We start from the raw sequence: 23858 nt of genomic DNA, 5'->3' as shown, positions 1-23858 counted from the left end.
GCCAGCCCGGGCCGCCCCATCCGGGACCGCGCCAGCCGCCCGGGCCGCCACCCCAGCCGCCGCCACGGAAACCGCCGCCACCAAAGCCACCGCCGCCGTGGAAGCCGCCACCGCCGAAGCCGCCACCACCACCATGGAAGCCACCGCCGCCGAAACCACCGCCACCGCCGCCATGAAAGCCGCCACCGGGTGCGGCCAGAGCCGTGCTGCTGCCCGCAAGGGCCGCCATCAAACCGAAAACATGCAAGGACCGACGCATCGGAGGCTCCTCCTGAAAATCTTTGTCATGATCGTCGCCGATTGCGGCGGCTTCGCGGCGTTAATGCAACGCACCAGATGCCCATTTGTCACATCGGCGCCGACCCGGAATCAGCCGGTCCGGCCGCCACTCTCAGTCGCGCCTCGGCCGCAACCAACCGCGTCCAAGGATGGCGACGCTCGATCAGGGCCACGACACGCGCCTTGTGTCCGCTGCGTTCCGTCACGGCATTGGTCATCGAACCTGCATGCATCCGGTACTCCGCAAGAACCTCATCGACATGATGTCCGAGCAGGCCCCGCTCGGCGAAGCTGCACCACAGATCGTAATCCTCCCAGCCCATCGCATCGCGCGCGACATAATAGCCGCCCACCGCGGCCCATGCCCATTTCGCGACCAGAGCCATGGCATCAACATGGTTTCCGGACACCATGTTCAAAGGGTGGAACGCCAGATCGCCGATCGGTGCGCGAGACGCCGCCGCCTGTCCGTCCGCCTGCCGCCCTGAAGCATCGAAGGCCTGCAGCGTCGGATAGACGAACGCCGTCTCGATGGTCGTGGCAGCCAGAAGCCGCTCACATGCGGGGGGCAACAGCCGGTTGTCGGCATCGAGCTGCATCGCGAACGGGGTCTCGACAGCGTCCATGCCGATGTTGCGGGCCCCGCCCAGACCGGCATTTCTGACCGACCGCACAAGCAGCAGCCGATTGAACCGATCGGCATGCAGTTCCATCCAGCGCCGTACCCGCTCGACCGACCCGTCTGTCGATCCGTCATCGACGACGATCAGATCGAGCTCATCCAGCGTCTGCGCCTGGACCGAGTCGAGCGCGTCCAGAACGTAATCGGCATAATTGAAACAGGTAATGACGACGGTGACGCGGGCTTCGCCGAACCGGTCCTGAAAGAACAGCCTCTCGCTGTCCGGGACGACAGGGATCGCGCATCGGGGGCGGGCCGCCCGGGCGATCGTGATCTCCCCGGCATCGGCTGCTCCGGTGTCGTTCTGCAGGCCGCCGAGAATGGTGCGCATCCGCTGCGCCTGCATCCAGGGGCCGAACGGGCCCAGGATGTCGTGATAGGCATCGCGTCCCATCCTGGCCCGACGATCCGGATCGTCGATCAGCATCAGCAGTGCCGCAGCCCAGTCATCCGTGGAGCTCGCCAGTATGCCGGTCTCGCCATCGCGGACGCTTCGGCGGAACGGGCCGGTGGGCGAGACGATACTCGGCACGCTGGCGAGCGCTGCCTCGAAATATTTGATTTCGCTCTTGGCCTCGCAGAACACGTTCCCGGTTTCGAGCGGCGCGATGGCAATGTCCACGCGTGCATATTCCGCAGGCAGGCGCGCCAGAGAGACCATGTCACGCCACTCGATACGGTCGGCGACGGGGATGAGTGCTGGAAACTCGTCCATGATCAGGACGGGACGATCCGTCCCCGCCTCACGGAACAGCACGAGACGCGCCTGCGGCCGGGCCTGCAGGACGCTGGCCAGAACCGGGGCAAGCTGGGCGAAATCGCGCTGATGCGTGCGGGATCCGGTGGCATAGATGATCCGGACCAGCGGATCGCCCGCCGGACGCTGGCGTCGCTCGGATCGCGCCAGCGCCAGCGACGCTTCATCGAATGTATTGGGAACGAGGTGAACGAGGGGATGGCTCAGGTGCATGGCCTGCACCAGTTCGCGCGTCGTCGTGAATCCCATGTCGCACCGCATCATCGTGCGGCGCATGTCGGCAAAGCAGCGCTCGATCCGCTCCTCGGTCGCGCCGATCGACCGGATGCCATCAATGATGTCGACCCGCGCCAGATGCGGCATGAACACGATGTCGTCCGCATCGAACACGGTCACCGCGTCGCGTTCTTCCGCCAGTCGCAGCAGCGTGTCGACATGTCCCGAGAACTCGACGCGCCAGAGGACTACGATCTGGGCCCAGTCCATATCGTCGCCATTGACCAGGGCGCACGGTATGACACGCGCTTCGTATCCCGCATCGCGCGCGGCGGCGGCATTGCGATCGCACCGATAGGCAACACCCGGCGTATCGGGCTCGCCTGCAATGAACAGGATGTTGCGCCGTGAAGCATTGCTGCCGGACAGCGCGGGTTCCGGTGCGGCCACCGCGGGAGCCTGATCTGGCGCCGCATCAAGGGCGTGAAACCACGTATCCCAGATATTCTGGTCATCGTGATCGGGAAGCGGGCGCCGCACGGCAGGGACCGGGCAGAGGGGGAGGGCATCAGTCTCCGGCAGCGGCGGCGTGTCCGGAATGAAGGGCACGAATGGTGCACGCAATGCCCGTGCCACCCGGCGTGCCCGGCTGGCAGGTGTGTTGACGAACGTGCGCAGTGCGTCCAGCGCCTGTTCATGATGTCGCATCACGTCGACATAGGCCATGCGAGCCGCCTCACGTCTGGCGGTTTCGGCCGTGACGGCATCGGCCCAGCTCCGCAGGGCCGCGAGCTCGTCATTGGCCTGGAGAAGCTCGGCTTCGGCGGCCAGACGCCGATGCCGCTCTGCACGGGCGGCGGCCACGACATCCCGGATCAGGGTCCGACTGCGACCTGCCACGTCGCCCTCTGACGTGCGGGCGACCTTCAGTTCGGCTTCGAGCGATCTGACGCGGGATGCGAGCGCACGATTGCTGACGAGTTCAGTATTCGCACGTGTGAAGATTTCGTTACGATCGGATTGGGCTTCCTTACATTTCGAGTACTGTCGCCAATACAGAAGAGTACGACCCAACAGATGCCGGTAGCTGGCGCGAACCGGATTACCATTCGTCGGGCTGTCGGTGCTGCAGAGAGGCGCAAACGGCGGCGGCGGGGAAGATCCCACGGCCACGATTGCAAGATCGTCGGAGACGATGAACACTCTTTCCTCGACATCCAGAATGTCGGCTGCAAGCGTTAACGGTCCTGTCACGATCATCAGGCCGTTCTTGCTCATCGAGTCGCGGCGTGCGCGCCAGATGGCGTAATATCCGGGAATTTTGAGGTCGCGGGCGCTGACCCAGAACAATGTGAGTGGTTTGGTGGTCCGGTCCGTGACGATCTCGCAGCGCCGGTCGAGGATTGGCTGTTCGAGCAGGTCCGGCAGTGCCTGCATAAGCGCCTGAATGTCGGGTGTTCCAGCAATTACAACAGGTTGTGCGGTTAGGGACTGTCTCGCGATCCAGTTGACGACCGGCAGGTACTCGTGCCCGTGGCGACCTGTGACTGCTTCGGGCAGGTCCCCGAAGAGCGGCAGGAGGTCGGTGACAGGCTCGATCGAGTCTGCCTGATGGGACATTTCGACCCCGGAAATACGACTGGACATATCTTTCCGCTAAAAAATCGTTATTATCGACCTGCGCTGCGGATGCGGCGCCTTCACATGAGGCGTCAATATAGCCCCGCTGTCGATGGGTGGCGGGGAACTTTGACCCCCGGCGGCGGTTTGCCGTCTCGCGGACTCGTGCAACAAGTGCTTTTGCTGAGTTCTTCAATGCCAATTGTTTCAGTGCACATGGGTTGCCCCGGGTACTGGAAAGAAAAACGATTGTTCTGCCGGTACTGAGCAGAAGAAAGATTGCCAATCGTCGAGGCGGTTTGGTAAGGGTGATGAAACCCTCGATCAGGTGGGTGGTCGTAGCGGCCGCCTGTGCGGGACCGTAAGCAAGATTAAGGAGCGCATAGTATGGCTGTTGTGACTGTGGTTGGTGCCTCTGGCCTGACCGTGCAAGTTACCGTATCGGGCGGGCAGGCGGAAAGCCTCGCAAGTTCGTTCTCGGCGTCCATCCAGAACGCGATGACATCGTCGTCGCTCACCAGCGTCGGCCTCACGTCCGGTGCCAACTCGAGCATGACGGGCGCCAGCGGCACCGTTCAGGGCGTCGTCACCGTCGGTGGTACGTACTCGATCTCGGGCGACTACAATGCGCTCGTCGTCGGTTCGGCCGACACGATCAATGGCGCGGCATCGGGTTCGACGGTCATCAATGCGACCGGCGTGACGGCAAGCTCGATCGACGTGCTCGCGGCTGCTTCGGGCGGCACCGTCTTCCTGGCGGGCAACCAGAGCGGTTCGTTCGCTGCCACGACGGGCGACAACACCTTCGTCGGTGGCAACACCACGGGTGACTGGACGATCGCCACGGCCGGCGGAAACGACACCATCTATGGTACGGCCGGCACCAATCACATCTCTGATCAGGGTGGCAGCAGCCTGATCTATCTCGGCAACGGCACGAATTTCGTGAATTTGACCGGCCAGGACACGATCGACGGTACCGGCGGCGTGGACAGCGTCAATCTGTCCGGCACCAACTCGCTCGTCTCGCTCGGTGACAAGGCGTTCGTCTCGGATACGGGTTCGAACAACACGATCTCCGTCGGTAACAGCGGCGTCGTCGCTGCGGGCACGAACGACACGATTTCGGCTGCTGGCAACCTTCAGGTCATTCACGGCCAGAACAGCGACATCAGCGTCAGCGGCTCGATGAGCTTCCTGAACGGTTCGGGCACCTCGACGATCACGGCCGGCAACTCCACGATCTTCGGCGCTTCGGGCCTGGATCTGATGCTGAACTCGACGTCGGCTTCCAGCCTGTTCGTCGCGGACGGCACCAACGAGACCGTCAACGGTGCGTCCTCGCTGCATTCCTTCCAGGCGTTCGCGAACTCCGGCAACATCACGATGATCGGTGGTTCGGGCTACGACACCCTCGTCGGTGGCACGGGCAGCGACACGATGACCGGTGGTTCGGGCGGTGCGATGTTCGCCATCACCGACGGTCATGCCGGCGGCAGCTACACGATCACCGACTTCGGCAGTGCGGCTGGCAACCTGATGGCCCTGTATGACTACGGCCTGCAGAACAACAACGGTCTGCAGTCCGTGCTGAACAGCGCGACGGTTGCGGGTGGCAACACCACCCTCCAGCTGGCTGACAACTCCAAGATCACCTTCGTCGGCGTAACCGACCTGAAGGCCTCGGACTTCACGCTGAGCTGATCGCTCTGGCATCGGCATATTGCCGCCTGCCCGCGAGGAGCCGGACTCGAAAGAGTCCGGCTTTTTTCGTTCTGGTTTGTGGCTGTCCGGAGCGTCAGACGATATGTCGCGATTGATGGACACCTGTTCCGCCAGACTCTCTTTCAGACACCTGCCGAAATGCGGTAGATCCCACCCATGTGTGAGCTTGATGTCCGCCCGGTGCAGTGATGGCTGATTTTCCGGAACTGACCACGACGTCCGAATCGCCTGATGACGTGTCCCGCAGCGAAGTCGATCGTCTGAATGCGTTGGTTGACAGCTATCGCAGCGCAGCACGCCTTCACGGCATGCGATCGGATGGGTTGCAGGGCGAGATCGCGCATCTCCGGTATCTCATGTCACTGCGAGAGAAGTCGCTGTCCTGGCGGATCACCTTTCCGCTAAGGGGTATCCGGGCATTATCGCTCGGCAGGCTGCCGGATGGGCAACCCTTCAGTGCGCTTCCGGAGCGGCTGAAGACCGCCTGGCGGCGGGAAGGCATGCTTTTGCCGCTGCACATGATGCGCCGGCGCCTGGCCAAGCGCCCATCATTACCGGCCAAGGCGAGACCCATCGAACGACCGTCGACGGTTCCGGGTCCGATCGGCGCAGAGGCGCCTGCTTCTGGTGCCGTTCCGATCCGAAAAGCGAGAACCAGTTACGACGAGGCTGTCTATGATGACACCCCGCAGACCATTCCCGTCGGATCCGCTCGCCAGTTCCTGATCATTGCCGAGCTGTCGCTGCGACAATGCGCGAAATACCGCGTCTGGCAGAAGCGGGAGATGCTCGAACGACTCGGGTGGCGGGTGCAGGTCGTCGACTGGCGCGATACCGACGCTGCGATGTCCGCCCTGCAGTGGTGTGCACAGGTCATTTTCTACCGGACCCCGGGTTTCGAGTCCGTCATGGGACTGGTGCAGGAGGCGCATCGCCTGAAGCTGCGTCCCTGGTGGGAAGTGGATGACCTGATCTTCGATGCCGACCAGTATCGGCAGAACGGTAATCTTGTGTCGCTTCCCAGATCGGAGCAGGCGACACTGCTGTTCGGCGTCAAGATCTTCCGGGCATGCATGCTGGCCTGCGGTCGTGCGATCGCGTCAACGGACGCTCTTGCCGATGCCATGCGACAGGCAGGCGTGGACGATGTGCAGGTGATCGAGAACGCGCTCGACGGCGAGACGCTGTCGGCGGCCGATGACATCCGCGCGACGATCCGACCGCGTGACGATGGCCGGATCGTCATGTTGTACGGCTCGGGCACCAATACGCATGACGCTGATTTCCGGCAGGCTGCCGAGGGACTCGTCGCTGCCATGCAGGCGGAGCCGCGGCTGTGCCTGCGTATCGTCGGCGAGCTGACCGTGCCCAGGGAGCTGGCCATTTTCGGCGACCGGATCGAGACGATCGCCGGCATGAGCTACCGGGCTTATCTCGCCTTGCTGGCGGATGCCGACATCGCGCTGGCGCCTCTGGAACCGACGCTCTTCAACGATGCGAAGAGCAACATCAAATATCTCGAGGCCGCAAGCGTCGACGTCGCATCCGTCTGTTCGCCGCGGGCGGCGTTCAGGGTCATCATGTGCGACGGAACGAACGGCATGATGGCGGATACGCCCGCGCAATGGCGCGATGCCGTGCTCGCGCTTGCACGGGATTCGGACAGACGCGCGGCAATCGGGCGTGAAGCACGGATCGACGTTCTGGCGCGCTATGCGCCCGAGGCCGTTGCCGTGGATCAGGTGCGCCCGGCGCTTGGCGTTCCGCCGGCCGGAGATCGAAAAGACGTCTTTCGCGCGCTGATGGCCAATGTCTATTTTGCGCCCCGTTCGTTCGGCGGTGCGACGCTGGTCGTCGAGGAAATGTGCCGCCGGTTGCAGGCACGCGGTCTGGACATCGGCGTTTTCACGTCGCGGCCGCATCTGCACGGCCGGGCCAATGGCACGCTGCGTTATGACGTGGACGGCATATCCGTCCTCTCGGCGATCATCCCGCCCGATTACGATCAGGTCGCCTATCTCGACAATCCGAAACTCGCTGAATATTTCGGGGCCTGGCTCGACGCGTTCCAGCCGGACATCGTGCATATCCATGCCCTGCAGGGTCTGGGCACGGCTCTTCTTCGTCTGTGTCAGGAACGGTCGGTGCCGTATGCGATCACGCTGCACGATGCGTGGTGGCTGTGCGACCGGCAGTTCATGGTGCGTGGCGACGGGAAGTACTGTTTCCAGACGAGGATCGACCTGCGCGTCTGCCAGGAATGCCTGCCGGGCGCGCGTCATCTGCAGGACCGCGCGACGCTCATGCGACAGGCGCTGATGGGCGCATCGCTTCTGATCAGCCCGTCCGAGTCCCATCGGGCGCTCTATCTCGCCAATGGCGTTGCGCCCGAGCGGATCGTCGTCAATCGCAACGGGTTCACGTGGCCTGCTCGGCCGCGTGCGCCGCGGCCGGCCGGCGCGCCACTGCGTTTCGGCTTTGTCGGTGGCACCGAGGCGGTCAAGGGATATCCGCTGATCCGCAAGGCATTCGAACGACTGGAGCGCGCGGACTGGGAACTCGTGCTTGTCGACAATAAGCTCAACCTTGGTTTCCATTCCATTGACGTCGCGGCCTGGTCAGTCAAAGGAAAGATCCGTGTCGTGCCCGCTTATACCAGCGAGACGATGGACGATTTCTTCGACAGTATCGATGTGATGCTGTTCCCGTCGCAATGGAAAGAGAGCTACGGCCTGACGGTGCGAGAAGCTCTCGCGCGAGACGTATGGGTTGTGACGACGGCGCCAGGCGGACAAGCGGAAGATGTCCGCGACGGTATCAACGGGACGCATATACCGCTCGCGGCGTCCGAGCCGGCATTCTTCCAGGCGATCGAGGCCCTGCTCGACGATCGGGAGCGTTTTGTTGCCGGTTACGTAAATCCCCACAAGGATGATCTGCCGGATTTCGATACGCAGGCTGAGGAACTTGAGCGTCTTCTGAAGATGGCGGCGCAGCTTACCCCACAAGCGAAGATGGCGCCGCTGACGTGCTGACATAACCGGGCAGGCTGGTCCTGATCCGGCGTGGCGCACGTCGGAGCAACAGGTCTCTCTGCCGGCTGTCGAGCGCGTTCCACACTGCATTGGGTGTACGTGTCTGCTGGGGAAGCCAGTCGGGGCGGCCGAGCAGGAGCGCGACCATGATCCGTTCGCGCGGTGTGGCGATTTCCCACAGGCTTTCGACGGTCATGCGACCTGTCGAAATCATCCGTGCTGCTTCAATGACACGCATCGCCAGTCTCTCTTCTGTGCCTTCCGAGGCGGGAAGATCACCGAAGTCCGGATGGCCGGGATGCCGGTCTGCAGAGGCAACGGTGATGACACCGTTATGCAGGCGAAAAGTTTAGAAGTTCTTAATTACAGGACGCCGATCAGCGTCCGCACCGGACCAGAGGCCATTTCATGGCCCGTGGTCCCATATCCGGCATCAGGCCGTGCGGTCGGCTGCGACGAGTGCGACGAGAAGCGTGGCAATTGCCGGCAGGAACAGGAACATTGCGCATTCCGAGAGAAAGTCGACGGGCTGCGCAAGAAGCGAAGTGAAAAGCGTAGTCATCATGGTCTCGGTCCTTGGTTTTCGATTTGCGGCGTATAGACTGCAAATCAGGACGCGCTGCAACAACAGTCGCAAAGACTCAGCCACGCAAAAAGCGCATAAATAAATTAGAAACCTATTTCGACGCCTTCATTTTAGGCATTCGCAATATTTCGCATCAGTCGATTCCACGCCGCATCAATATAGTGACCAAGTATTGGGCAAAGGCCCGAACAACATCGCCAACCCTTCATCGACCTGACATGATCCTGCCGCAATGCCTAAAAATTAGGCAAAGGTGCATTGCGTCTAGTGTTTGGCTGATATGCGCGGCAATGAGCCTTCACTGCGCAGACCATGCCATCCAAGCACGGAATCGATGAAGAATGCGGCCAGCGATCCGATCGTGCAGCACAGCGCGGCACCGAACAGCGTGACCAGGACGACGGCCAGGGAAGAATCGCGAAGGCTGCCCAGGAACAGCATGAACGCGGCGCCACAGGTCGAAGCGCCCCCGACGGCGCCCAGCAGGATTGCCGTATCCAGCGAAAAGACGCGGCGATGCAGCCGCTCCTGATGGCGGAGCAGGACATTGCGCGCATCGTCGGGTGGATCGTCGTCAAGACGGTGCGCGATCTCTTCCAGATGATCCGAAACGCGCGCGAGGCGCGTATTGAACAGGTTGAGCAGCGTGCCGATGCCAGAGAGCATGAAGACGGGGGTCAGCGCGGTCTGGATCAGATGAGCGATCGAGCCGACGGGATCGGTATCGGACAGGCCCGGAAGAGGAAGTGACATGGGGCCACGGTTAAGCATTTGTGCTGCATCCGTCGAGGGCGCCATCCGCAGGTGACGGCAGAACAGCGTCGGGATACAGGATCTGCCCATGACAAGACGCGCCCTTCTCCTGCTGTCCCTCATGCTTGCTGTCGGGACGGCGCAGGCTGAACCCGATGTTCGCTTCGCAGATTTCACATGGACCGAAATCGCTGGCGCGGTGAGCCATGGCACGGATACGATCATCATTCCCGTCGGCGGCACCGAACAGAGCGGACCGTATCTCGCCGTGGGAAAGCACGACTTCCGAGCCGAAATTCAGGCGGACCGCATCGCGCAGGCTCTCGGCCACGCAATGGTGGCGCCGGTCATCGCCTATGTTCCGGAAGGGGGCACCTCACCCCGCACGAGCCACATGCGCTTCCCAGGCACGATCTCAATCCCGCCCGATGCGTTCCGCGGGCTCGTGACCGGCGCTGCCGAAAGCTTCCACGTTCAGGGATTCCGGACAGTCGTGTTCCTGGCCGATCACGGCGGCTATATCCGTCAGCTCGAAGCGGCGACCGATGCGCTGAATCGCGCGTGGCGCGGGACGGGCGCACGGGCGCTCTATGTCGCGCCGTATTACGACGTCGTCTATGGCGCGTTTGCTGATCGCGTGCGCGGCATGGGCCTCGGGGCCGACATCGGAACGCATGCGGACCTGATCGATACCGCGCTGACCATGGCCCTGAAGCCCGATGCCGTGCGGAGCCGGGAACTCGCATCGGCGCCGCTTCCCGGCCCTCGGGATGGTGTTTATGGCGGCGATCCCCGTGCCGCGACGGCGCGGATCGGAACGATCGGTGCGGACATGCAGGTCAATGCTGCCGTCGCGGCCATTCGCGCCGCCCGCGGAAACTGAGGGCGGTCCGGGTTCAATCCCGAAAGCATGGGTGAAGCAGGCGAACTGCGGCTCGTGGATTGGACCGGCTGGCCGGAAAAACCCTGAACTTGCGAACAGCCTGGTATCGGCTGCGTGAAACATGAAGTTTGGACGGGCACGGATCGTCAGGTGGGCGTTTCACCTGAGTATTGTTTTTCAGGAACCCGGCCGTGTGGTCATCTGGCCTCGCAACAATTCGACCTCGAGCCATTTTGCGCCGTATTGAGATTTTTCTTCGATGGCAAAACCATCGTTTGATGGCCGCGAGGGGCGATGACCGGCCAGCGGCGGTGTGATAGGGCTCGCGCCGGAGCTATCGTAGAGTGCGCTGCCGGACGACTCCAACAGGTTCGGGGCCAAGTTTCTCAGGAGTGGGTATGACGTTCCCTCGCATGGCCTGTGCGGCAATGCTGACCGCGGGCCTCGGTCTTCACGCGGCGGCCGCCCAGACGGGCACAGCGGTCCAGACCATCCCCGGCATGCCGGCGGTGGTCGATCCGCACAACATCTACAGCGAGACGACGGCGGGCCATATCAGCCCCGCGATCGCATCCGATCCGGCACGGGTCTATGTGCCGAACCTGCGCGGCAACAGCGTCTCGGTGATCGATCCCGCGACATTCCGCGTCGTCGACACGTTCAAGGTCGGCCGCAGCCCGCAGCATGTCGTCCCGTCATGGGACCTGCGCACGCTGTGGGTCACGAACAATTCCGAAGGCCGCACCGACGGCAGCCTGACGCCGATCGACGCGCACACGGGCAGGCCCGGCCCAGCCGTCGCGGTTGACGATCCCTACAACATGTATTTCACGCCTGACGGGAAGTCCGCCATCACGGTCGCCGAAGCGCGCGAACGTCTCGATTTCCGCGACCCGCACACGATGGCGATGCAGGGCTCGGTCGAGGTGCCGCAGTGCAAGGGCGTCAACCACGCCGATTTCTCGATCGACGGACGCTACGCGATCTTCACCTGCGAATTCGGCGGCTATCTGGCGAAGGTCGACACCGTCAACCGCAAGCTGATCGGATACATGAAGCTGTCGAAGGGCGGCATGCCGCAGGACATCCTGACGGCGCCCGACGGCCACAAGTTCTACGTCGCCGACATGATGGCCGATGGCGTGTTCGTGGTCGACGGCGACAGCTTCAGGGAAACCGGCTTCATTCCGACCGGTATCGGAACGCACGGCCTGTATCCGAGCCGTGATGGCAAGGTGATGTACGTCGCCAATCGCGGTTCGCATCGCGTTCATGGCAGGCGCCACGGACCGGGCGGGATCTCCATCATCGATTTCGCGACCGATCGTGTGGTGAAGACCTGGCCGATCCCCGGCGGCGGCAGCCCGGACATGGGCAATGTCAGTGCGGACGGCAAGCTGCTGTGGCTGTCCGGCCGTTTCGATGACGTGGTCTATGCGATCGATACCGACAACGGGTCGATGCGCGAGATTCCGGTCGGTGCCGAGCCGCATGGCCTGACCGTCTGGCCGCAGCCCGGCCGTTATAGCGTGGGCCATACCGGCATCCTGCGGTAAGACCGGGCGCTCGGCGCTTTTGCAAGCAGCGGCGGGTTTCGACCCGGTCGCCAGCGCGGATCCTGCCCGATAACCGGGCGGGATCCGACGACATCCATGCAGCTCGAACCGAGCCGGCGCATCGAAATCGGCGCGGCCAACGGGTGACCGTGAAAACCACCCGGCATGACGCTGGCGGGTTTCCCCAAACTCTGATCCTGACTTTCAATGGCTGAACGCTGGCCTCTCATGACCGCCTCGCCGCGCATCATGACGATGTTCCGTCAGGTCCATTTCCGGGTCTGGTCGGCAAGGTCAGGAACTGATCGCGGCGTCCCAAATGCGGTAGACCCTCGTAGAGGCCTCAGCAATTCCCGGTCAGCACAGACACGGCAGAGCGTGCTCGATCAGACGCCCCGGACGGATTTCCGTTGGAAGAGGACGATACGTCTCGGCGCGCTTATCAGCGGCGAGCCTATGGAAGACAGCGCCTGGGCTACGAGACAAGCATCATCCAGCGCGATCAACGCCCGGAGAGCGCCTGGGCGCCCATGACACGCCAGAGCCATGGAAAGGGTGCGAATCAGCACCCCGTCATGGGGCCTCCGCATCGCGACGCGCTATTTCAGCGCAAAGCCCAGTCGCGCCAGAACGCTGCGCATCCTGTCCCGACCATGCAGCCCGGCCGCCGTTCCAATACGCATGATCATCGTTGTGGACCAGGCACGCGACGGCAGGCCCTGCTCGCGCTGGAACTCGTCGGCAGTCTCGTCATATTGCGCGATCAGGCCGGGCTCGGCACCCGCATGGTAGCGATCGCGATGCAGGACGGCTGCCTGAGGCAGGCGCGGCTTGATGTCCGCGCTGCGATCCGGATCGGGATGACCGACACACAGGCCGAACAAGCCGAATGCACCCTGCGGCAGATCCAGTTCGCGCGCCACGGCTTCGGGATCGTTGCGCAGGCCGCCGATATAGACGGTGCCGAGGCCCATGGATTCGAATGCCGCAACCGCGTTCTGGGCCGCGAGCGCCGTATCGACCGCGGTCACGATGAAGCTCTCGGTGTAATCCAGAGCCTCGTGCGGGTGTTCCGCACGCTCCGCCATGCGGCGCAGGCGGGAGAGATCCGCGATGAAGGCGAGGAATACGGGGGCCTGTTCGATGTGTCGCTGGTTGCCGCACAGGGCGGCAAACCGCGCGCGCCGGGCCGGATCCTCGATCGCGACCACGCTCCAGGCCTGCAGGTTCGAGGAGGTTGCCGCCGATTGCGCAGCGGCGATGGCGGCCTCGAGCGCGCCGGCGGGCAGCGCATCCGGCAGGAAGGCGCGTACGGAGGCATGGGCCAGAAGTGTCGCGATCGTCTCGTTGATAGCGGCCGGCGCGATTCCGGAGCCGGGCGGCGTGCGATAGCGTGCAGTCCACAAGGAGGCCCAGGCTTCGGGGGCGCGTCGTCCGGTCATGGAAGATCTTTCGCGTGGGCCGAAAGGCGCGCGTCCAGCAGGGTGCGGACAGCCGGCCATTCGATCTGGGTGATGCTGTAGACGCAGGTGTCGCGCAACGTGCCGTCAGGCATGCGCATGTGATGGCGCAGCACACCATCCAGACGCGCGCCCAGACGCTCGATCGCGCGGCGGGAACGCTGGTTCAGATGGTGGGTACGCAGTTCGACGGCAAGACAGTCCAGCGTCTCGAATGCGTGACCCAGGAGAAGGCGTTTGGCGCCCGGGTTGAGCGATGTGCCCTGAACGCTTTTCGCATACCACGTCGCCCCGATTTCAACGCGCGGGGTTACGGCATCGATATTGAGATAGGTCGTCATGCCGGCGATCCGGCCGTCCGGCGTCAGGACGGTGAACGGCAGCATCATGCCGCTGGCCTGAAGAGCCAGCCGCCGGTCGATTTCCGCGTCCATGTCTTCCGGACGTGGCACCCAGGTGAACGGCGTGTCCCAGATCGCGCCGTCCCGCACGGCCGCCCGCAGCCCGTCCGCGTGGGCGGCGGCAAGCGGTTCGAGGGTGGCATAGTCGGAGGCCAGACGGACGGGGCGGATCTCGACCGGCATCGGCGTGTCAGCTTTCGTAGGAGATCAGGGTATGCAGCGGCACGTCGATCTTGCGGCGGCCGCCCAGATTTTCGAGCTCGATCAGGACCGACGCGCCGACGACTTCGGCGCCGACCTTGCGCAGGAGCTGCACCGATGCCGCAAGCGTGCCGCCGGTCGCCAGCAGGTCGTCCAGTACGACCACGCGCTGGCCCGGCTTGACCGCATCGGCCTGAATGGCGAGCGAGTCCGAGCCATATTCGAGGTCGTAGGTCAGCGTCACGGTTTCGCCCGGGAGCTTGCCCGGCTTGCGCAGCATGGTGAAGCCGCAGCCCAAACGGGTCGCGATCGGGGCGGCGGTGAGGAAGCCGCGGCTTTCGATGCCCGCGAGCAGGTCCGGCTGCCATGGTGCGATCGCGCGGGCGAGCCTGCCGGTCGCGACCTGCCAGGCATCGGCGTTCCGCAGCAGGGTGGAGATGTCGTAGAACAGGATCCCGGGCTTCGGGAAATCCGGGACGTGGCGGATATACCGCTTCAGGTCCAGTTCCTGCGTCATGGCGCCCACTGGCATCCCTGTCTCGGTCACATCGCTCACGGTTGTCTATCCTTGGAATGGCTTCGGGAACTGATCAGGACGCGCGGTCCCGTGCCGCGTCCGCGGCGTTCGCCGCTCCATACCAGAGACGGCCGCCGGAACACAGATGCCCGCCGATCGGATGATCGGCTCAGGCGGCAGGACGGCTGGCGAATGCCTCCTCGACAGCCGCCAGCAGGCGCGCGCGGCGGAACGGCTTGCCGATCAGGGCAGCCCCTGCTACGGCCCCGTCGGGCCCCGCATCGTCATCGATAGCGCCTGACATGTAGATCACGGCCAGATCCGGCTTCCGGTCGCGCAACCGATGCGACAGCGCGACCCCGCCAACGGCCCCCGGCAAGGTCAGATCGGCCACCAGAAGATCGGCGGGGGCCGCCTCGAGGGCCGCCTCGCCTGTTTCCCGAAGATCGATGGCAAAGCCCGCGGCACCGAGGATCGTCTCGACGATCAGCGCGATGGCCGGATCGTCTTCAACCACAAGGGCACGGCGCTGCGGGGACGAGGCGGAAGCTGTGTCAGGCATGTCCATCACGAGTTGTCAGGGGCGTGGTCTCAATGGGGCGTCGCAACCGACGGATCAGGCGTGGGCAGCGTTTCGGACTTCGGACGCAGGAAGGCGAAGAACAGCATCGCAAACGCGCCGAAGAGCATGAGGGCTGCCATCGGGACCGGTGTTTCCGCGGGCAGCATGCCGATGATCCCGCTGGCGAGCGAGCCCAGGGCATACTGCCATGTTCCGGCCAGCGCCGAAGCGGAGCCGGCATATTGCGACTGTTCGGAAAGCGCGCCCACCATGGCGTTCGGCCCGATCACGCCGGTTGGCCCCAGCGCCAGCATCATGCAGATGATGATCGGCAGCATCAGGATCGGCGCGAAATGACCGTGCCGCGTGACCTCGACCGAATAGATCGAGGCCGCCAGCAGGCACAGCGTGCCGAAGACGACGAAGCCCAGGGCATAGGTCAGCATCGTGGGCGCCTCGACGTGCCCGACCAGCATGCCATTGATCTGCGAGGCGCCGATCATGCAGACCGCGAACACGCCGAACAGGATGCCGTAGTGGAACGGCGAGAGATGGAAGATGTGCTCGAAGACCGTGGGCGCTGCCGTCAGATAGGTGAAGGACAGGAAGCCGCAAAAGCCCCAGATCAGGCCGTTGCTGAGGAAGCTGCGTGTCGTCGCGATGCCGAGATAGCGGTGAATGAGGTGGACCGGATGCAGCTCGCGCCGATTCTCGCGGCCCAGCGTCTCGGGAAAGATCGACCACAGCAGCACGCAGCACAGCAGGCCGTAGATCGCAGATGCCCAGAAGATCGCGCGCCAACTCACGACGCTCAGCGCAAGGCCACCCAGCATCGGCGCCAGGATCGGCACCACGCCCTGGATCAGGATGAGCTTGGACATCAGCTTGGCCGAAGCGTTCCCCGTCGAAAGATCGCGCACGCAGGCGCTCGGAATCACGATGCCGGACGAGGCGCTGATGGCCGCGATCAGGCGGAAGGCGCACATTTCCCAGATATTGGTCGAGATCGCGCAGCCGACCGAGCCGACCGTATAGCCGACCATGCCGAGCAGCATCGGAATGCGGCGTCCATACCGATCCGACAGCGGCCCCATGGTGATCTGTCCGAGCGCCAGCCCGATCATCCAGGCCGAGAGCGTCATGCTCGCGGAGCCCGTGCCGGAATGGAACGAGCGCTCCAGGTCGGGGAAGGCCGGCAGGTAGATGTCGGTCGAAACCGGTCCGACGGCCGTCAGGAAGCCAAGCAGAAGCGGCAGCCAGCCTTTGATCTGCGGGCCGCTCGGGGCGCTGCGGGGATGGGTTTCGGTACGATCCTGATCGTGGCCCGGCGGCGGGCCGGACGCGGAGAGGCCCGCGTCGGCCGGCGGGGGGGGCGGATGATCGGATGAGTCATCCGGGGCCATGCCGGGCGGGGTCATGCCGGGACGGATCGCGACGTCGGCAACCGCCGTCTCCCCGGGTGCACCAGGGGCGGTTCCAGCGGTAGAGGCCATGGGGCGCTCCTTGTGGACATCGCCGTATTCGATCCCGAGCAGCGTGCGACGTCAAGAAGTGGCGACATTGGGCCGACACCTGTCATCGCAGGGGTAAATGCCCGCGAACGACGGATAGCCCGGCCTCCGAGCGCAGTCAGATAGCCCAACGAGCCTCGATTTCAACTGGTTTCTTTACGACTTTCTTTCCTCTCCGCGCATGAGCGCCATGCCAAGGCCCAACGAGGCCACCGCAAGTGCTGCCGCCAGGGCGAGCTGCGTCGTCTGTCCGATCCGCGTACCGGCACCCAGCAGGACGAAGATGAGGCTCTGCGGGGCGCTGCCGATCAGGGTTGCCGCAACGAAGGGCCAGAAGCCGATCCGTGCCGCCCCGGAGGCGATATTCACCAGAAATGCCGATCCGACCGGCATCAGGCGCAACGTCAGAACGGCCCGGAACGGACGTGCGGCCAGTCGCGCCCGCAAGGCGCCGATGCGGCCCGTGCCGTGCCGGGGGCGGATGCCGAAGGCCGCGGCGCCGTAGGCGATCGCACTGCCGAGCACGGTCGCAATGCTGACCACGATCATCCCGATGGCGGTGCCGCAGGTCAGCCCGCAGGCAAGGCTCAAGGCCTGACGGGGCAGGCCGAGCGCGCAGTAGAGAATGCCGCCGGCAAGCAGCCAGCCCATCGGCAGATGCCCGGCCTCCGCCAGTTCGATCCAGTGCCGCACGCCGGGCAGGAACCGCACACCCCAGGCGAGCCCGGCCAGGACGATGATCAGTGCCAGCGGCCGCCAGAGGCGAGCCCGCGTCGGGGGCAGGGGGGCAACAGGGTCGGAACCGGATGTCATTGCACCGATCCTTGGCACAGTTCGCATCACGCGGCGACCGGGCATGCGCAACCGACATGGCTTCCGGTCGGTTCTTGCCGAGCATCAGCAACGAACGAGGCCGGGAGGCACCATGACCGTCGAACTCAATGCCGTCATCGAGGTGCCTGAAGAGCTGGCGGGGGAAGCGGAACTCGCGATCGTCCGCTCGGTCGCCCATGCGCGGACCCATCCCGGCTGTCAGTTCTACGCAGGATATCGCGACCGCGATCAGATGGGGCGTTTCGTCCTGATCGAGCGGTGGGCGTCCATCGAAATGCTGGACGCCCATGGGTTGACCGAACCCTCCCGTGCCTTCCGCCGAAGCCTGCGTGACTTCGGCGCCGTAACTCGGATCACGCGGCTCGATCCGATGGGCTAGCCATGTGAGGTCTAGTGTTGAGGCGCGGCGGATCCGTCCGACATTCCGGCAGGTGCGTTCGGCGTTGACGGCACGGCGTCGTGCGATGTGCCGGTCGTCCCCGATGGCGCAGCGGGTTCCGATGGTTTCGTGGCGTCGCCGGGCGTCCGGGGGGACGGGGCAGAAGGCGGGGCCGCTACCGCAGCAGCGGGCGCCGGCGCGTTTGCGGGCGCGGGCTTTGCATCTGCGGGCGGGGCGGCATTCGTGCCCTGTCCGCCGGATGTCTGCGCGGCCTTCCCCAGTGCGGCCTTCCCCGGCGCGGCCTTGTCTGCCGTGGCCTTCGCCTTGAGGGCGGCGGCATCGGCGGCGGCCTGTGCCTCGGGGCTTTTGGCGCCATAGGCATCGACCGGCGGAAGCGGCATGACCGGAGCCTCGTTGGCGATCGGGTTGCGGCGCAGCACGGCGTCCGCATCCTTCGGGAAGCGGTTCATCAGGCCCAGCAGCGTGCCGTTGGTCCAGCCGAAGCCGATCTGCATCGGGTATTCGCCGCCGCCCTTGCCGCCTGTGGGACTGACGACCGGGCTGACGACGTCGTATTTTTCAAGCAGCACGCCCGACTTCTCGTAGGTCGCGATCACACGGGTCATCCAGCGCTTCGCGATGTCTTCGGCAAGCGTATCGTTGCCGTAGTTCTCGAAGCCCTTCACGGCCATCCACTCTTCCGGTGCCCAGCCATTGGGCGAGTCCCACTGCTGGCCGGAGATATGGTCGGTCGCGGTCAGGCCGCCCGCATGAAGCAGGCGGTCCTGCACGGTCTGCGCGACCTGTCTGGCCTGGTCGGGCGTTGCCATGCGCAGGAACAGCGGCATGACCGTGGCGCTCGACAGGACGTCGGTCAGATGTCCGGCCTTCCAGTCGTAATCATAGAAGGCGCGTCGCTTCTCGTCCCAGAACACGCGCTGGATGACGGCGATCCGGGCCTGTGCGGTTGCGAGATAAAGATCGGCGCGGCTGCCGTCTCCCTTGAGGTCGTAGGCGTGGGCCAGCGTCTGGTCGAGATGGGCGATCAGGCAGTTCAGCTCGATCGTGGCGAGATCCGTCGTATGGATCGAGGCGAGGTCGTGCCCGTCCGCGAGCCAGCGGGAGGAGAAGTCCCAGCCCGTCTCGGACCCGGCCCGCAGGTCGCGGTAGACCGTCTTGACCGGCCGTCCGGACCGCGCGGCGGTCGCGATATCCTGCGGATAGCTTTCGTCGCGCGGGCTGTCCATGTCGTCCCAGTGACGGTTGAGCAGCGTTCCGTCCGACAGGCGCACGACATGGCGATAGGCATGGCCCGGTGCGACGTCACCCGCGCCGTCCATCCAGTAGTCGTGCTCGCGCTGGAGCTCGGGCAGATAGGTCGTGTAGGTCGCCTGTCCGTCATGCTGGGCGAGCAGGTCGACCATCAGGGCGAAGAACGCGGGCTCCGAGCGGCTCAGATAATAGGTGCGGGTGCCATTCGGGATATGACCATAGCGGTCGATCAGCGACGCCATGTCCTTTACCATGCCGCGCATGAGATCGACGCGCTGGCTCTCATACAGCCCGATCATGGTGAAATAGCTGTCCCAGTAATACAGCTCGGAGAAGCGCCCGCCCGGCACGACATAAGGGTAGGGCAGCGGCAACAGCGACGAATAGGCGACAGGCGTATCCGGCTGGCGCGTCAGCACGTCCCACATGCCGGAGATGTAGTCGAAGATGCTTTCGTCGGCCTTGTGGCGATAGGAGACCGACTTCGTCGGCGCGATCGCCAGATGCTGCTTGACGAACTCCGACAGGCTGAAATGCGGGTTCTCCTTCTGGGTGTTCCAGTCGCGCACGAGATCCGACGGCGCCTCGTCAGGGATCGCATCCGCAGCGGTCTTGGCATCGGGAAACAGACGATCCGCGCCGATGGCATCGAACAGGCCGCCAAGCGCGATCGAAGGCGGCCGCAGATCCTGCGGCACGTCAGCTTGCGAGACCGTCCTGGAAGGCGGCTGCTGCAACACGCTGGCCGAAGACGTGGACGTCGCAGCACCCGGTTCTGAAGTGCCCCGGCTCGATGCATGGGCAGGCGCCGTGTTCGGAGCACCGTTCGTGGGAGATCCCGGAGACGCGGTTGACGGCTGCGGCGGTGCGGCGGACGTCTGTCCCGCAGGAGGCGAAGGTGGTTGGGTCGATGTCGGACCTGCTGGCGACTGCGGCGCTGCCTGCTCTGCCGTCGGCTGGCCGGCGGGCTCGGTGGCCGAGGTGCTTCCCTGGGGCGACCCATCAGGAGCAGGCGATGCCGGAGCTGTCGGTGCAGCAGATGGGGAAGGCTGCTCCGTGGAAGGCGGCGGCGTCGGGCCCGTCGGGTTTGCAGCCGGCCTGCCGGACGTCGCGCTGCCAGTCGTCGGAGCACCGGAATCCGGAGTGCCAGAATCCGGGGCGCCAGAATGTGTGCTGCCCGAGCTCGAGGTGCCGGAAGCGGGCGCGTTGGGTTGGCTGGCCGGCGGCTGAGATGGCCGGGCTGTCTGACCGGGTTGTGCCGGATTCGAGGCGGGGGATGCGCCTTGTGACGTGCCGCCGTTCGTCTGTGCCTGGCTGGCCTTCGCTCGGGCCAGTGCCTCGGCTTCAGCGTGAGCCTGTGCAGCCGCCGCACGTTCGCGCAGGCCCGCTTCCTGCTCCGGGGTCAACGGTTGGGCGGGATGCGCAGTGCTGGCGTGTGCCGCGGACGTGGTGCTGTCGGCGGCAGCCGGCGGGGTCGTGGCCTGCGTCTGGGACGTCGATGCGGCGGTCGTGACGGGCGATGGGGAACCGGCGCCCTGCTGCGCCGGCGGCGAAGCCGTTGCCTGGGCGGGGATCGGGGCGGTCTGGGCGATAGCCGCGACATTGAACGCGAACAGGCCCAGGGCCGTCGCTGTCAGCCAGACAGCGCGTGGTGTGCGGCGACAGAGAGTGCGGGATGCGGGGTCGGACAGGGTGCGGACAGGCGTATTCGGGGTCTCGGATCGTTCGGTCGTGTTCAAAGCCAGCCCGCCTCGTCGTGTCGTCATCATGCCGCTTCAACAGTTCAGGGCGCCGCATGGTTGTCTCGTCATAACGGTCATGCCGTACTTTTCGAACCCGACCCGCTGGCGTGCGCGCGGCCGAACGCCCATGTTGGACGGAGATTTCGCCCATATGCGCGTCCGGGGCTGCCGCCTGCATGGCCGCCCCCAGCACAGGTTTGACGACAGGATTTGCCGATGACCGATCCGATCAGTGCGCTTTCGCTGACCGACCGTCTGTTTTTCGAGCGTGACGGCGGGCGCCTGTCGCGTGATGCCGCCGAGCGTCTGGTCGCATCCGGCCTTGCCGGCACGGATGATGGCGAGCTGTTCCTCGAACATTGCGAGAGCGAGGCCCTGTCGCTCGACGACGGCGTGATCCGTTCGGCGAGCTTCAACGCCAGTTCGGGTTTCGGCCTGCGCGGTGTCCTCGGCGAAGAGACGGCCTTCGCCCATGCCGACGAACTCAGCGAAGCTGCTCTGGCCCGGGCCGTGCAGGCCATCTCGCCGCTGCGGCAGGGCCGCTCCGGCACCTGGTCGGCGGCACCGGCCGCAACCAATCAGCGTCTTTATGCCGATGCGAATCCACTGGGCGATACGGAATTCGCGGCGCGTGCCTCGACCCTGAGCGAGATCGATGCCTATGCGCGGGGTCTGGATTCCCGCGTCGTGCAGGTCAGCGCGAGCCTGATCGCGGAATGGCAGGCTGTGCAGATCATGCGTGCGGGGTCGCGGGTTGCGGACCTGCGACCGCTGGTGCGGCTGAACGTTTCCATCACGGTCGAGCACAACGGCCGCCGGGAAAGCGGCGGCCACGGCATGGGTGGGCGGTATGCGCTCTCTCGCCTGCTGGATCGCACGGTCTGGACGTCCGCGGTCGATGAGGCCCTGCGCATGGCGCTCGTCAATCTGGAGGCGGCCCCGGCGCCCGCGGGCGAGATGGACGTGGTTCTGGGCGCGGGCTGGCCGGGCATCCTGCTGCATGAGGCTGTCGGCCACGGGCTTGAGGGCGATTTCAACCGCAAGGGCACGTCGTCCTATGCGCACATGATCGGCAAGCGTGTGGCCTCTCCGGGCGTCACGGTGATCGACGACGGCACGTTGCCCGAGCGGCGCGGCTCCCTCAGCATCGACGACGAAGGCACGCCGACGGGCCGGACGGTGATGATCGAGGACGGGATCCTTACGGGTTATATTCAGGATCGTCTGAATGCCCGGCTGATGGGCGTGCGGCCGACTGGCAACGGACGTCGCGAGTCCTATGCCCATGCGCCGATGCCGCGCATGACCAATACGCTGATGCTCGGCGGCGATGCCACGACCGAGGAAATGATCCGTTCGACGAAACGCGGTCTCTATGCCGTGAATTTCGGCGGCGGCCAGGTGGATATCACGTCAGGCAAGTTCGTCTTTGCGGCATCGGAAGCCTATCTGATCGAGGATGGGCGGGTGACGACGCCGGTCCGCGGCGCGACACTGATCGGCAACGGCGCGGATGCGATGAACCGGATTTCCATGATCGGCGGCGATGTCGCGCTCGATCCGGGCATCGGAACCTGCGGCAAGGCCGGCCAGGGTGTGCCGGTCGGCGTCGGACAGCCGACGCTCAAGCTCGCGGGGCTGACGGTGGGAGGCGTTGTTGGGGCATAATTACGCAAAGCCATTGACGGCCGAGGCGCGTCTCGCCCGGATTCTGCAGCGCCTGCCCGAGGACTGGTCGGTGTCCATCGACCGCCCGGCGGGCGGGTTATGGCAGGTCACGGTCGAGAAGCCGAACGGCGAGCCGTATACCGGCTCCGAGCAGCCGACCCTCGTCGATGCGCTTGAGGAGGCCTGGCGCCAGGCACGTTGAGAGTTGTGCGTCAGGTATCGTGAGGATCGACGCTTCTGAAACCGTAGGTGCGGTATTCGGTCGTGACCCTGTTATCGGCGACCGACACCATCGTGTAGCCTTCCGGCGTCCCGAGATGGACACCTTTCCACCAGTTGCCGCTGACGGCCCCGCCGGTGATGAACGGGATGCCGAAGCAGGTCACCACCTCGTTGACATGCGTGTGCCCCTGCAGGACTGCCAGCACGTTGTAGCCGCGCAGAAGATGCACGATCTCCGCGGCATTCACGACGCTGAGGTTGTTGTGGGGTGTCGGTTTTTCGAGCACTCCGCTGTAGCAGGCGAACCCCGTCACGAGCGGGATATGGCTGGTCACGATGATCGGCGTGCCGGCAGGCTGGCGTTCGAGATCCCGGGTCAGCCATGCGATCTGGTCGGCGTCGATCCGCCCTTCATATGACCGGTCGGCCGTCACGCCGATGGAATCGAGGGTGATGAAATGCACGCCCTTGTGATCGAAGCTGTAATAGGTGGGGCCGAAATGGTCCCGGTAATAGGCCTTGCCGTATTGCAGGTCGCCGGGCGTGGCGCCGCTCTTTGTGTAAATCCCGTACAGGTCGTGATTGCCGATCGTATGATGGACCTTCTTGCCGATGACCTGCTCGGTCATGGTGTAGAGATCCATCAGGGACTGCGCGCGGTCATGATTGACGCCCAGTGCGTCGAAGACATGATCGCCGCCCTGGATCACGAAATCGGCGGTCTCATGGGCCACGCGCCGGAAGCACATCCGCGTGCCGGCCGCCGCGTTCAGTTCCGGCTCGATATGGGCGTCCGTGACGAAGGCGAAGCGGAACGGCGCGTGAGGGCGCGGCGCCGCCAGGGGTGTTGCCGCGCGTGCGCCGATCGTCGCAAGCGCGCCGAGTGCCGCGGGGCCCGAGAGAACTGCGCGTCGGGTGATCTGGGGCAGGAATCGTCTGGCCATGGCGCCACCCTGATACGGCTGGCGGCGCAACAACAGTGACGGATTGATGACAG

The 23858-nt window shown here is 64.8% G+C and carries 21 protein-coding genes; 8 read left to right on the top strand and 13 right to left on the bottom strand.

The window, feature by feature from the left end:
* Both B8446_RS16425 and B8446_RS10955 read right to left on the bottom strand, forming a co-directional pair.
* Nucleotides 1-259 (bottom strand): hypothetical protein (locus B8446_RS16425; protein ID WP_048849526.1); only part of this gene is annotated, 259 nt, incomplete at its 3' end.
* An 88-nt stretch (nucleotides 260-347) separates the two neighbouring features.
* On the bottom strand, nucleotides 348-3581 hold the full coding sequence (locus tag B8446_RS10955) for a glycosyltransferase (protein ID WP_241767748.1): 3234 nt from the start codon (nucleotides 3579-3581) through the stop codon (nucleotides 348-350).
* A gap of 360 nt (nucleotides 3582-3941) precedes the next feature.
* On the opposite strand from B8446_RS10955, the gene B8446_RS10950 reads away from it, so the two are divergent.
* Together B8446_RS10950 and B8446_RS10945 are read left to right on the top strand one after the other, a co-directional pair.
* Nucleotides 3942-5258: a beta strand repeat-containing protein gene (locus tag B8446_RS10950; protein WP_048849525.1), complete on the top strand. Its 1317-nt coding sequence runs from the start codon at nucleotides 3942-3944 to the stop codon at nucleotides 5256-5258.
* 209 nt (nucleotides 5259-5467) lie between these two features.
* The gene (locus tag B8446_RS10945) at nucleotides 5468-8314 is read left to right on the top strand and encodes a glycosyltransferase (RefSeq protein WP_084712273.1); all 2847 of its coding nucleotides are present in this window, start codon (nucleotides 5468-5470) and stop codon (nucleotides 8312-8314) included.
* On the opposite strand, the gene B8446_RS10940 is transcribed toward B8446_RS10945, so the two are convergent.
* The 3 genes from B8446_RS10940 to B8446_RS10935 form a co-directional block, all read right to left on the bottom strand.
* Nucleotides 8277-8552, bottom strand: coding sequence for a hypothetical protein (locus B8446_RS10940; RefSeq protein WP_048849523.1), 276 nt, complete (start codon nucleotides 8550-8552; stop codon nucleotides 8277-8279). The two genes, B8446_RS10945 and B8446_RS10940, sit on opposite strands and share 38 nt — an antisense overlap.
* 195 nt (nucleotides 8553-8747) lie before the next feature.
* Nucleotides 8748-8879 (bottom strand): hypothetical protein, encoded by a 132-nt coding sequence (locus B8446_RS16725; RefSeq protein WP_264921738.1) that lies wholly within the window; start codon nucleotides 8877-8879, stop codon nucleotides 8748-8750.
* Nucleotides 8880-9164: 285 nt separating this feature from the next.
* Complete coding sequence (locus B8446_RS10935; protein WP_048849555.1) at nucleotides 9165-9653, bottom strand: DUF2721 domain-containing protein; 489 nt, start codon at nucleotides 9651-9653, stop codon at nucleotides 9165-9167.
* An 88-nt stretch (nucleotides 9654-9741) separates the two neighbouring features.
* Here B8446_RS10935 and B8446_RS10930 point away from each other — a divergent pair, with 88 nt between their 5' ends.
* Together B8446_RS10930 and B8446_RS10925 are read left to right on the top strand one after the other, a co-directional pair.
* Nucleotides 9742-10536 carry a creatininase family protein gene (locus B8446_RS10930; RefSeq protein WP_048849521.1) on the top strand — a complete coding sequence of 265 codons (795 nt, stop codon included), beginning with the start codon at nucleotides 9742-9744 and terminating at the stop codon, nucleotides 10534-10536.
* Between the two features lie 428 nt (nucleotides 10537-10964).
* On the top strand, nucleotides 10965-12092 hold the full coding sequence (locus B8446_RS10925) for a YVTN family beta-propeller repeat protein (protein WP_048849553.1): 1128 nt from the start codon (nucleotides 10965-10967) through the stop codon (nucleotides 12090-12092).
* A 599-nt stretch (nucleotides 12093-12691) separates the two neighbouring features.
* Here the strand turns inward: B8446_RS10925 and B8446_RS10920 are convergent.
* The 6 genes from B8446_RS10920 to B8446_RS10895 form a co-directional block, all read right to left on the bottom strand.
* Complete coding sequence (locus tag B8446_RS10920) at nucleotides 12692-13534, bottom strand: NADPH-dependent oxidoreductase (RefSeq protein ID WP_048849520.1); 843 nt, start codon at nucleotides 13532-13534, stop codon at nucleotides 12692-12694.
* Nucleotides 13531-14136, bottom strand: coding sequence for a GNAT family N-acetyltransferase (locus B8446_RS10915; protein ID WP_048849517.1), 606 nt, complete (start codon nucleotides 14134-14136; stop codon nucleotides 13531-13533). The genes B8446_RS10920 and B8446_RS10915 overlap by 4 nt, the downstream gene beginning before the upstream one ends.
* A 7-nt stretch (nucleotides 14137-14143) precedes the next feature.
* Complete coding sequence (locus tag B8446_RS10910) at nucleotides 14144-14671, bottom strand: adenine phosphoribosyltransferase (protein ID WP_048849551.1); 528 nt, start codon at nucleotides 14669-14671, stop codon at nucleotides 14144-14146.
* A gap of 169 nt (nucleotides 14672-14840) precedes the next feature.
* Nucleotides 14841-15233, bottom strand: a complete 393-nt coding sequence (locus B8446_RS10905) for a response regulator (protein WP_048849550.1) — start codon at nucleotides 15231-15233, stop codon at nucleotides 14841-14843.
* Nucleotides 15234-15262: 29 nt separating this feature from the next.
* Nucleotides 15263-16726 (bottom strand): multidrug effflux MFS transporter, encoded by a 1464-nt coding sequence (locus tag B8446_RS10900; protein WP_241767747.1) that lies wholly within the window; start codon nucleotides 16724-16726, stop codon nucleotides 15263-15265.
* 174 nt (nucleotides 16727-16900) lie between these two features.
* Nucleotides 16901-17557, bottom strand: coding sequence for a TVP38/TMEM64 family protein (locus B8446_RS10895; RefSeq protein WP_048849515.1), 657 nt, complete (start codon nucleotides 17555-17557; stop codon nucleotides 16901-16903).
* 112 nt (nucleotides 17558-17669) lie between these two features.
* Here B8446_RS10895 and B8446_RS16265 point away from each other — a divergent pair, with 112 nt between their 5' ends.
* Entirely contained in the window at nucleotides 17670-17957 is a 288-nt protein-coding gene (locus B8446_RS16265; protein WP_048849513.1) for a putative quinol monooxygenase, read from the top strand.
* Nucleotides 17958-17968: 11 nt separating this feature from the next.
* Here B8446_RS16265 and treF read toward each other — a convergent pair whose 3' ends face one another.
* Nucleotides 17969-19927, bottom strand: a complete 1959-nt coding sequence (gene treF, locus B8446_RS10885; RefSeq protein WP_373277147.1) for an alpha,alpha-trehalase TreF — start codon at nucleotides 19925-19927, stop codon at nucleotides 17969-17971.
* Between treF and B8446_RS16620 the strand changes: the two genes are divergently transcribed.
* From B8446_RS16620 to B8446_RS10870, 3 genes are all read left to right on the top strand, one after another.
* Nucleotides 19872-20459 (top strand): hypothetical protein, encoded by a 588-nt coding sequence (locus B8446_RS16620; protein ID WP_241767751.1) that lies wholly within the window; start codon nucleotides 19872-19874, stop codon nucleotides 20457-20459. The genes treF and B8446_RS16620 overlap by 56 nt on opposite strands.
* 728 nt (nucleotides 20460-21187) lie before the next feature.
* Nucleotides 21188-22639, top strand: a complete 1452-nt coding sequence (tldD, locus tag B8446_RS10875) for a metalloprotease TldD (protein WP_048849507.1) — start codon at nucleotides 21188-21190, stop codon at nucleotides 22637-22639.
* Complete coding sequence (locus B8446_RS10870) at nucleotides 22629-22841, top strand: hypothetical protein (RefSeq protein WP_048849505.1); 213 nt, start codon at nucleotides 22629-22631, stop codon at nucleotides 22839-22841. Before tldD ends, B8446_RS10870 begins: the two co-directional genes overlap by 11 nt.
* 10 nt (nucleotides 22842-22851) lie before the next feature.
* Here the strand turns inward: B8446_RS10870 and B8446_RS10865 are convergent, their stop codons facing one another.
* Entirely contained in the window at nucleotides 22852-23805 is a 954-nt protein-coding gene (locus tag B8446_RS10865; RefSeq protein ID WP_048849502.1) for a metallophosphoesterase family protein, read from the bottom strand.
* Nucleotides 23806-23858: the final 53 nt, after the last annotated feature.

It is taken from the genome of Tanticharoenia sakaeratensis NBRC 103193, from assembly GCF_000963885.1.
Lineage (GTDB): Bacteria > Pseudomonadota > Alphaproteobacteria > Acetobacterales > Acetobacteraceae > Tanticharoenia > Tanticharoenia sakaeratensis.
This window is presented reverse-complemented; position numbering and strand designations above follow the sequence as displayed.

Bases quoted from the DNA above. Each gene is read 5' to 3' on its own strand.
- B8446_RS10955 (WP_241767748.1), bottom strand. From the start codon at position 3,581: ATGTCCAGTCGTATTTCCGGGGTCGAAATGTCCCATCAGGCAGACTCG.
- B8446_RS10950 (WP_048849525.1), top strand. From the start codon at position 3,942: ATGGCTGTTGTGACTGTGGTTGGTGCCTCTGGCCTGACCGTGCAAGTT.
- B8446_RS10945 (WP_084712273.1), top strand. From the start codon at position 5,468: ATGGCTGATTTTCCGGAACTGACCACGACGTCCGAATCGCCTGATGAC.
- B8446_RS10940 (WP_048849523.1), bottom strand. From the start codon at position 8,552: ATGCGTGTCATTGAAGCAGCACGGATGATTTCGACAGGTCGCATGACC.
- B8446_RS16725 (WP_264921738.1), bottom strand. From the start codon at position 8,879: ATGATGACTACGCTTTTCACTTCGCTTCTTGCGCAGCCCGTCGACTTT.
- B8446_RS10935 (WP_048849555.1), bottom strand. From the start codon at position 9,653: ATGTCACTTCCTCTTCCGGGCCTGTCCGATACCGATCCCGTCGGCTCG.
- B8446_RS10930 (WP_048849521.1), top strand. From the start codon at position 9,742: ATGACAAGACGCGCCCTTCTCCTGCTGTCCCTCATGCTTGCTGTCGGG.
- B8446_RS10925 (WP_048849553.1), top strand. From the start codon at position 10,965: ATGCTGACCGCGGGCCTCGGTCTTCACGCGGCGGCCGCCCAGACGGGC.
- B8446_RS10920 (WP_048849520.1), bottom strand. From the start codon at position 13,534: ATGACCGGACGACGCGCCCCCGAAGCCTGGGCCTCCTTGTGGACTGCA.
- B8446_RS10915 (WP_048849517.1), bottom strand. From the start codon at position 14,136: ATGCCGGTCGAGATCCGCCCCGTCCGTCTGGCCTCCGACTATGCCACC.
- B8446_RS10910 (WP_048849551.1), bottom strand. From the start codon at position 14,671: ATGACGCAGGAACTGGACCTGAAGCGGTATATCCGCCACGTCCCGGAT.
- B8446_RS10905 (WP_048849550.1), bottom strand. From the start codon at position 15,233: ATGCCTGACACAGCTTCCGCCTCGTCCCCGCAGCGCCGTGCCCTTGTG.
- B8446_RS10900 (WP_241767747.1), bottom strand. From the start codon at position 16,726: ATGGCCTCTACCGCTGGAACCGCCCCTGGTGCACCCGGGGAGACGGCG.
- B8446_RS10895 (WP_048849515.1), bottom strand. From the start codon at position 17,557: ATGACATCCGGTTCCGACCCTGTTGCCCCCCTGCCCCCGACGCGGGCT.
- B8446_RS16265 (WP_048849513.1), top strand. From the start codon at position 17,670: ATGACCGTCGAACTCAATGCCGTCATCGAGGTGCCTGAAGAGCTGGCG.
- B8446_RS16620 (WP_241767751.1), top strand. From the start codon at position 19,872: ATGGCATCGAACAGGCCGCCAAGCGCGATCGAAGGCGGCCGCAGATCC.
- tldD (WP_048849507.1), top strand. From the start codon at position 21,188: ATGACCGATCCGATCAGTGCGCTTTCGCTGACCGACCGTCTGTTTTTC.
- B8446_RS10865 (WP_048849502.1), bottom strand. From the start codon at position 23,805: ATGGCCAGACGATTCCTGCCCCAGATCACCCGACGCGCAGTTCTCTCG.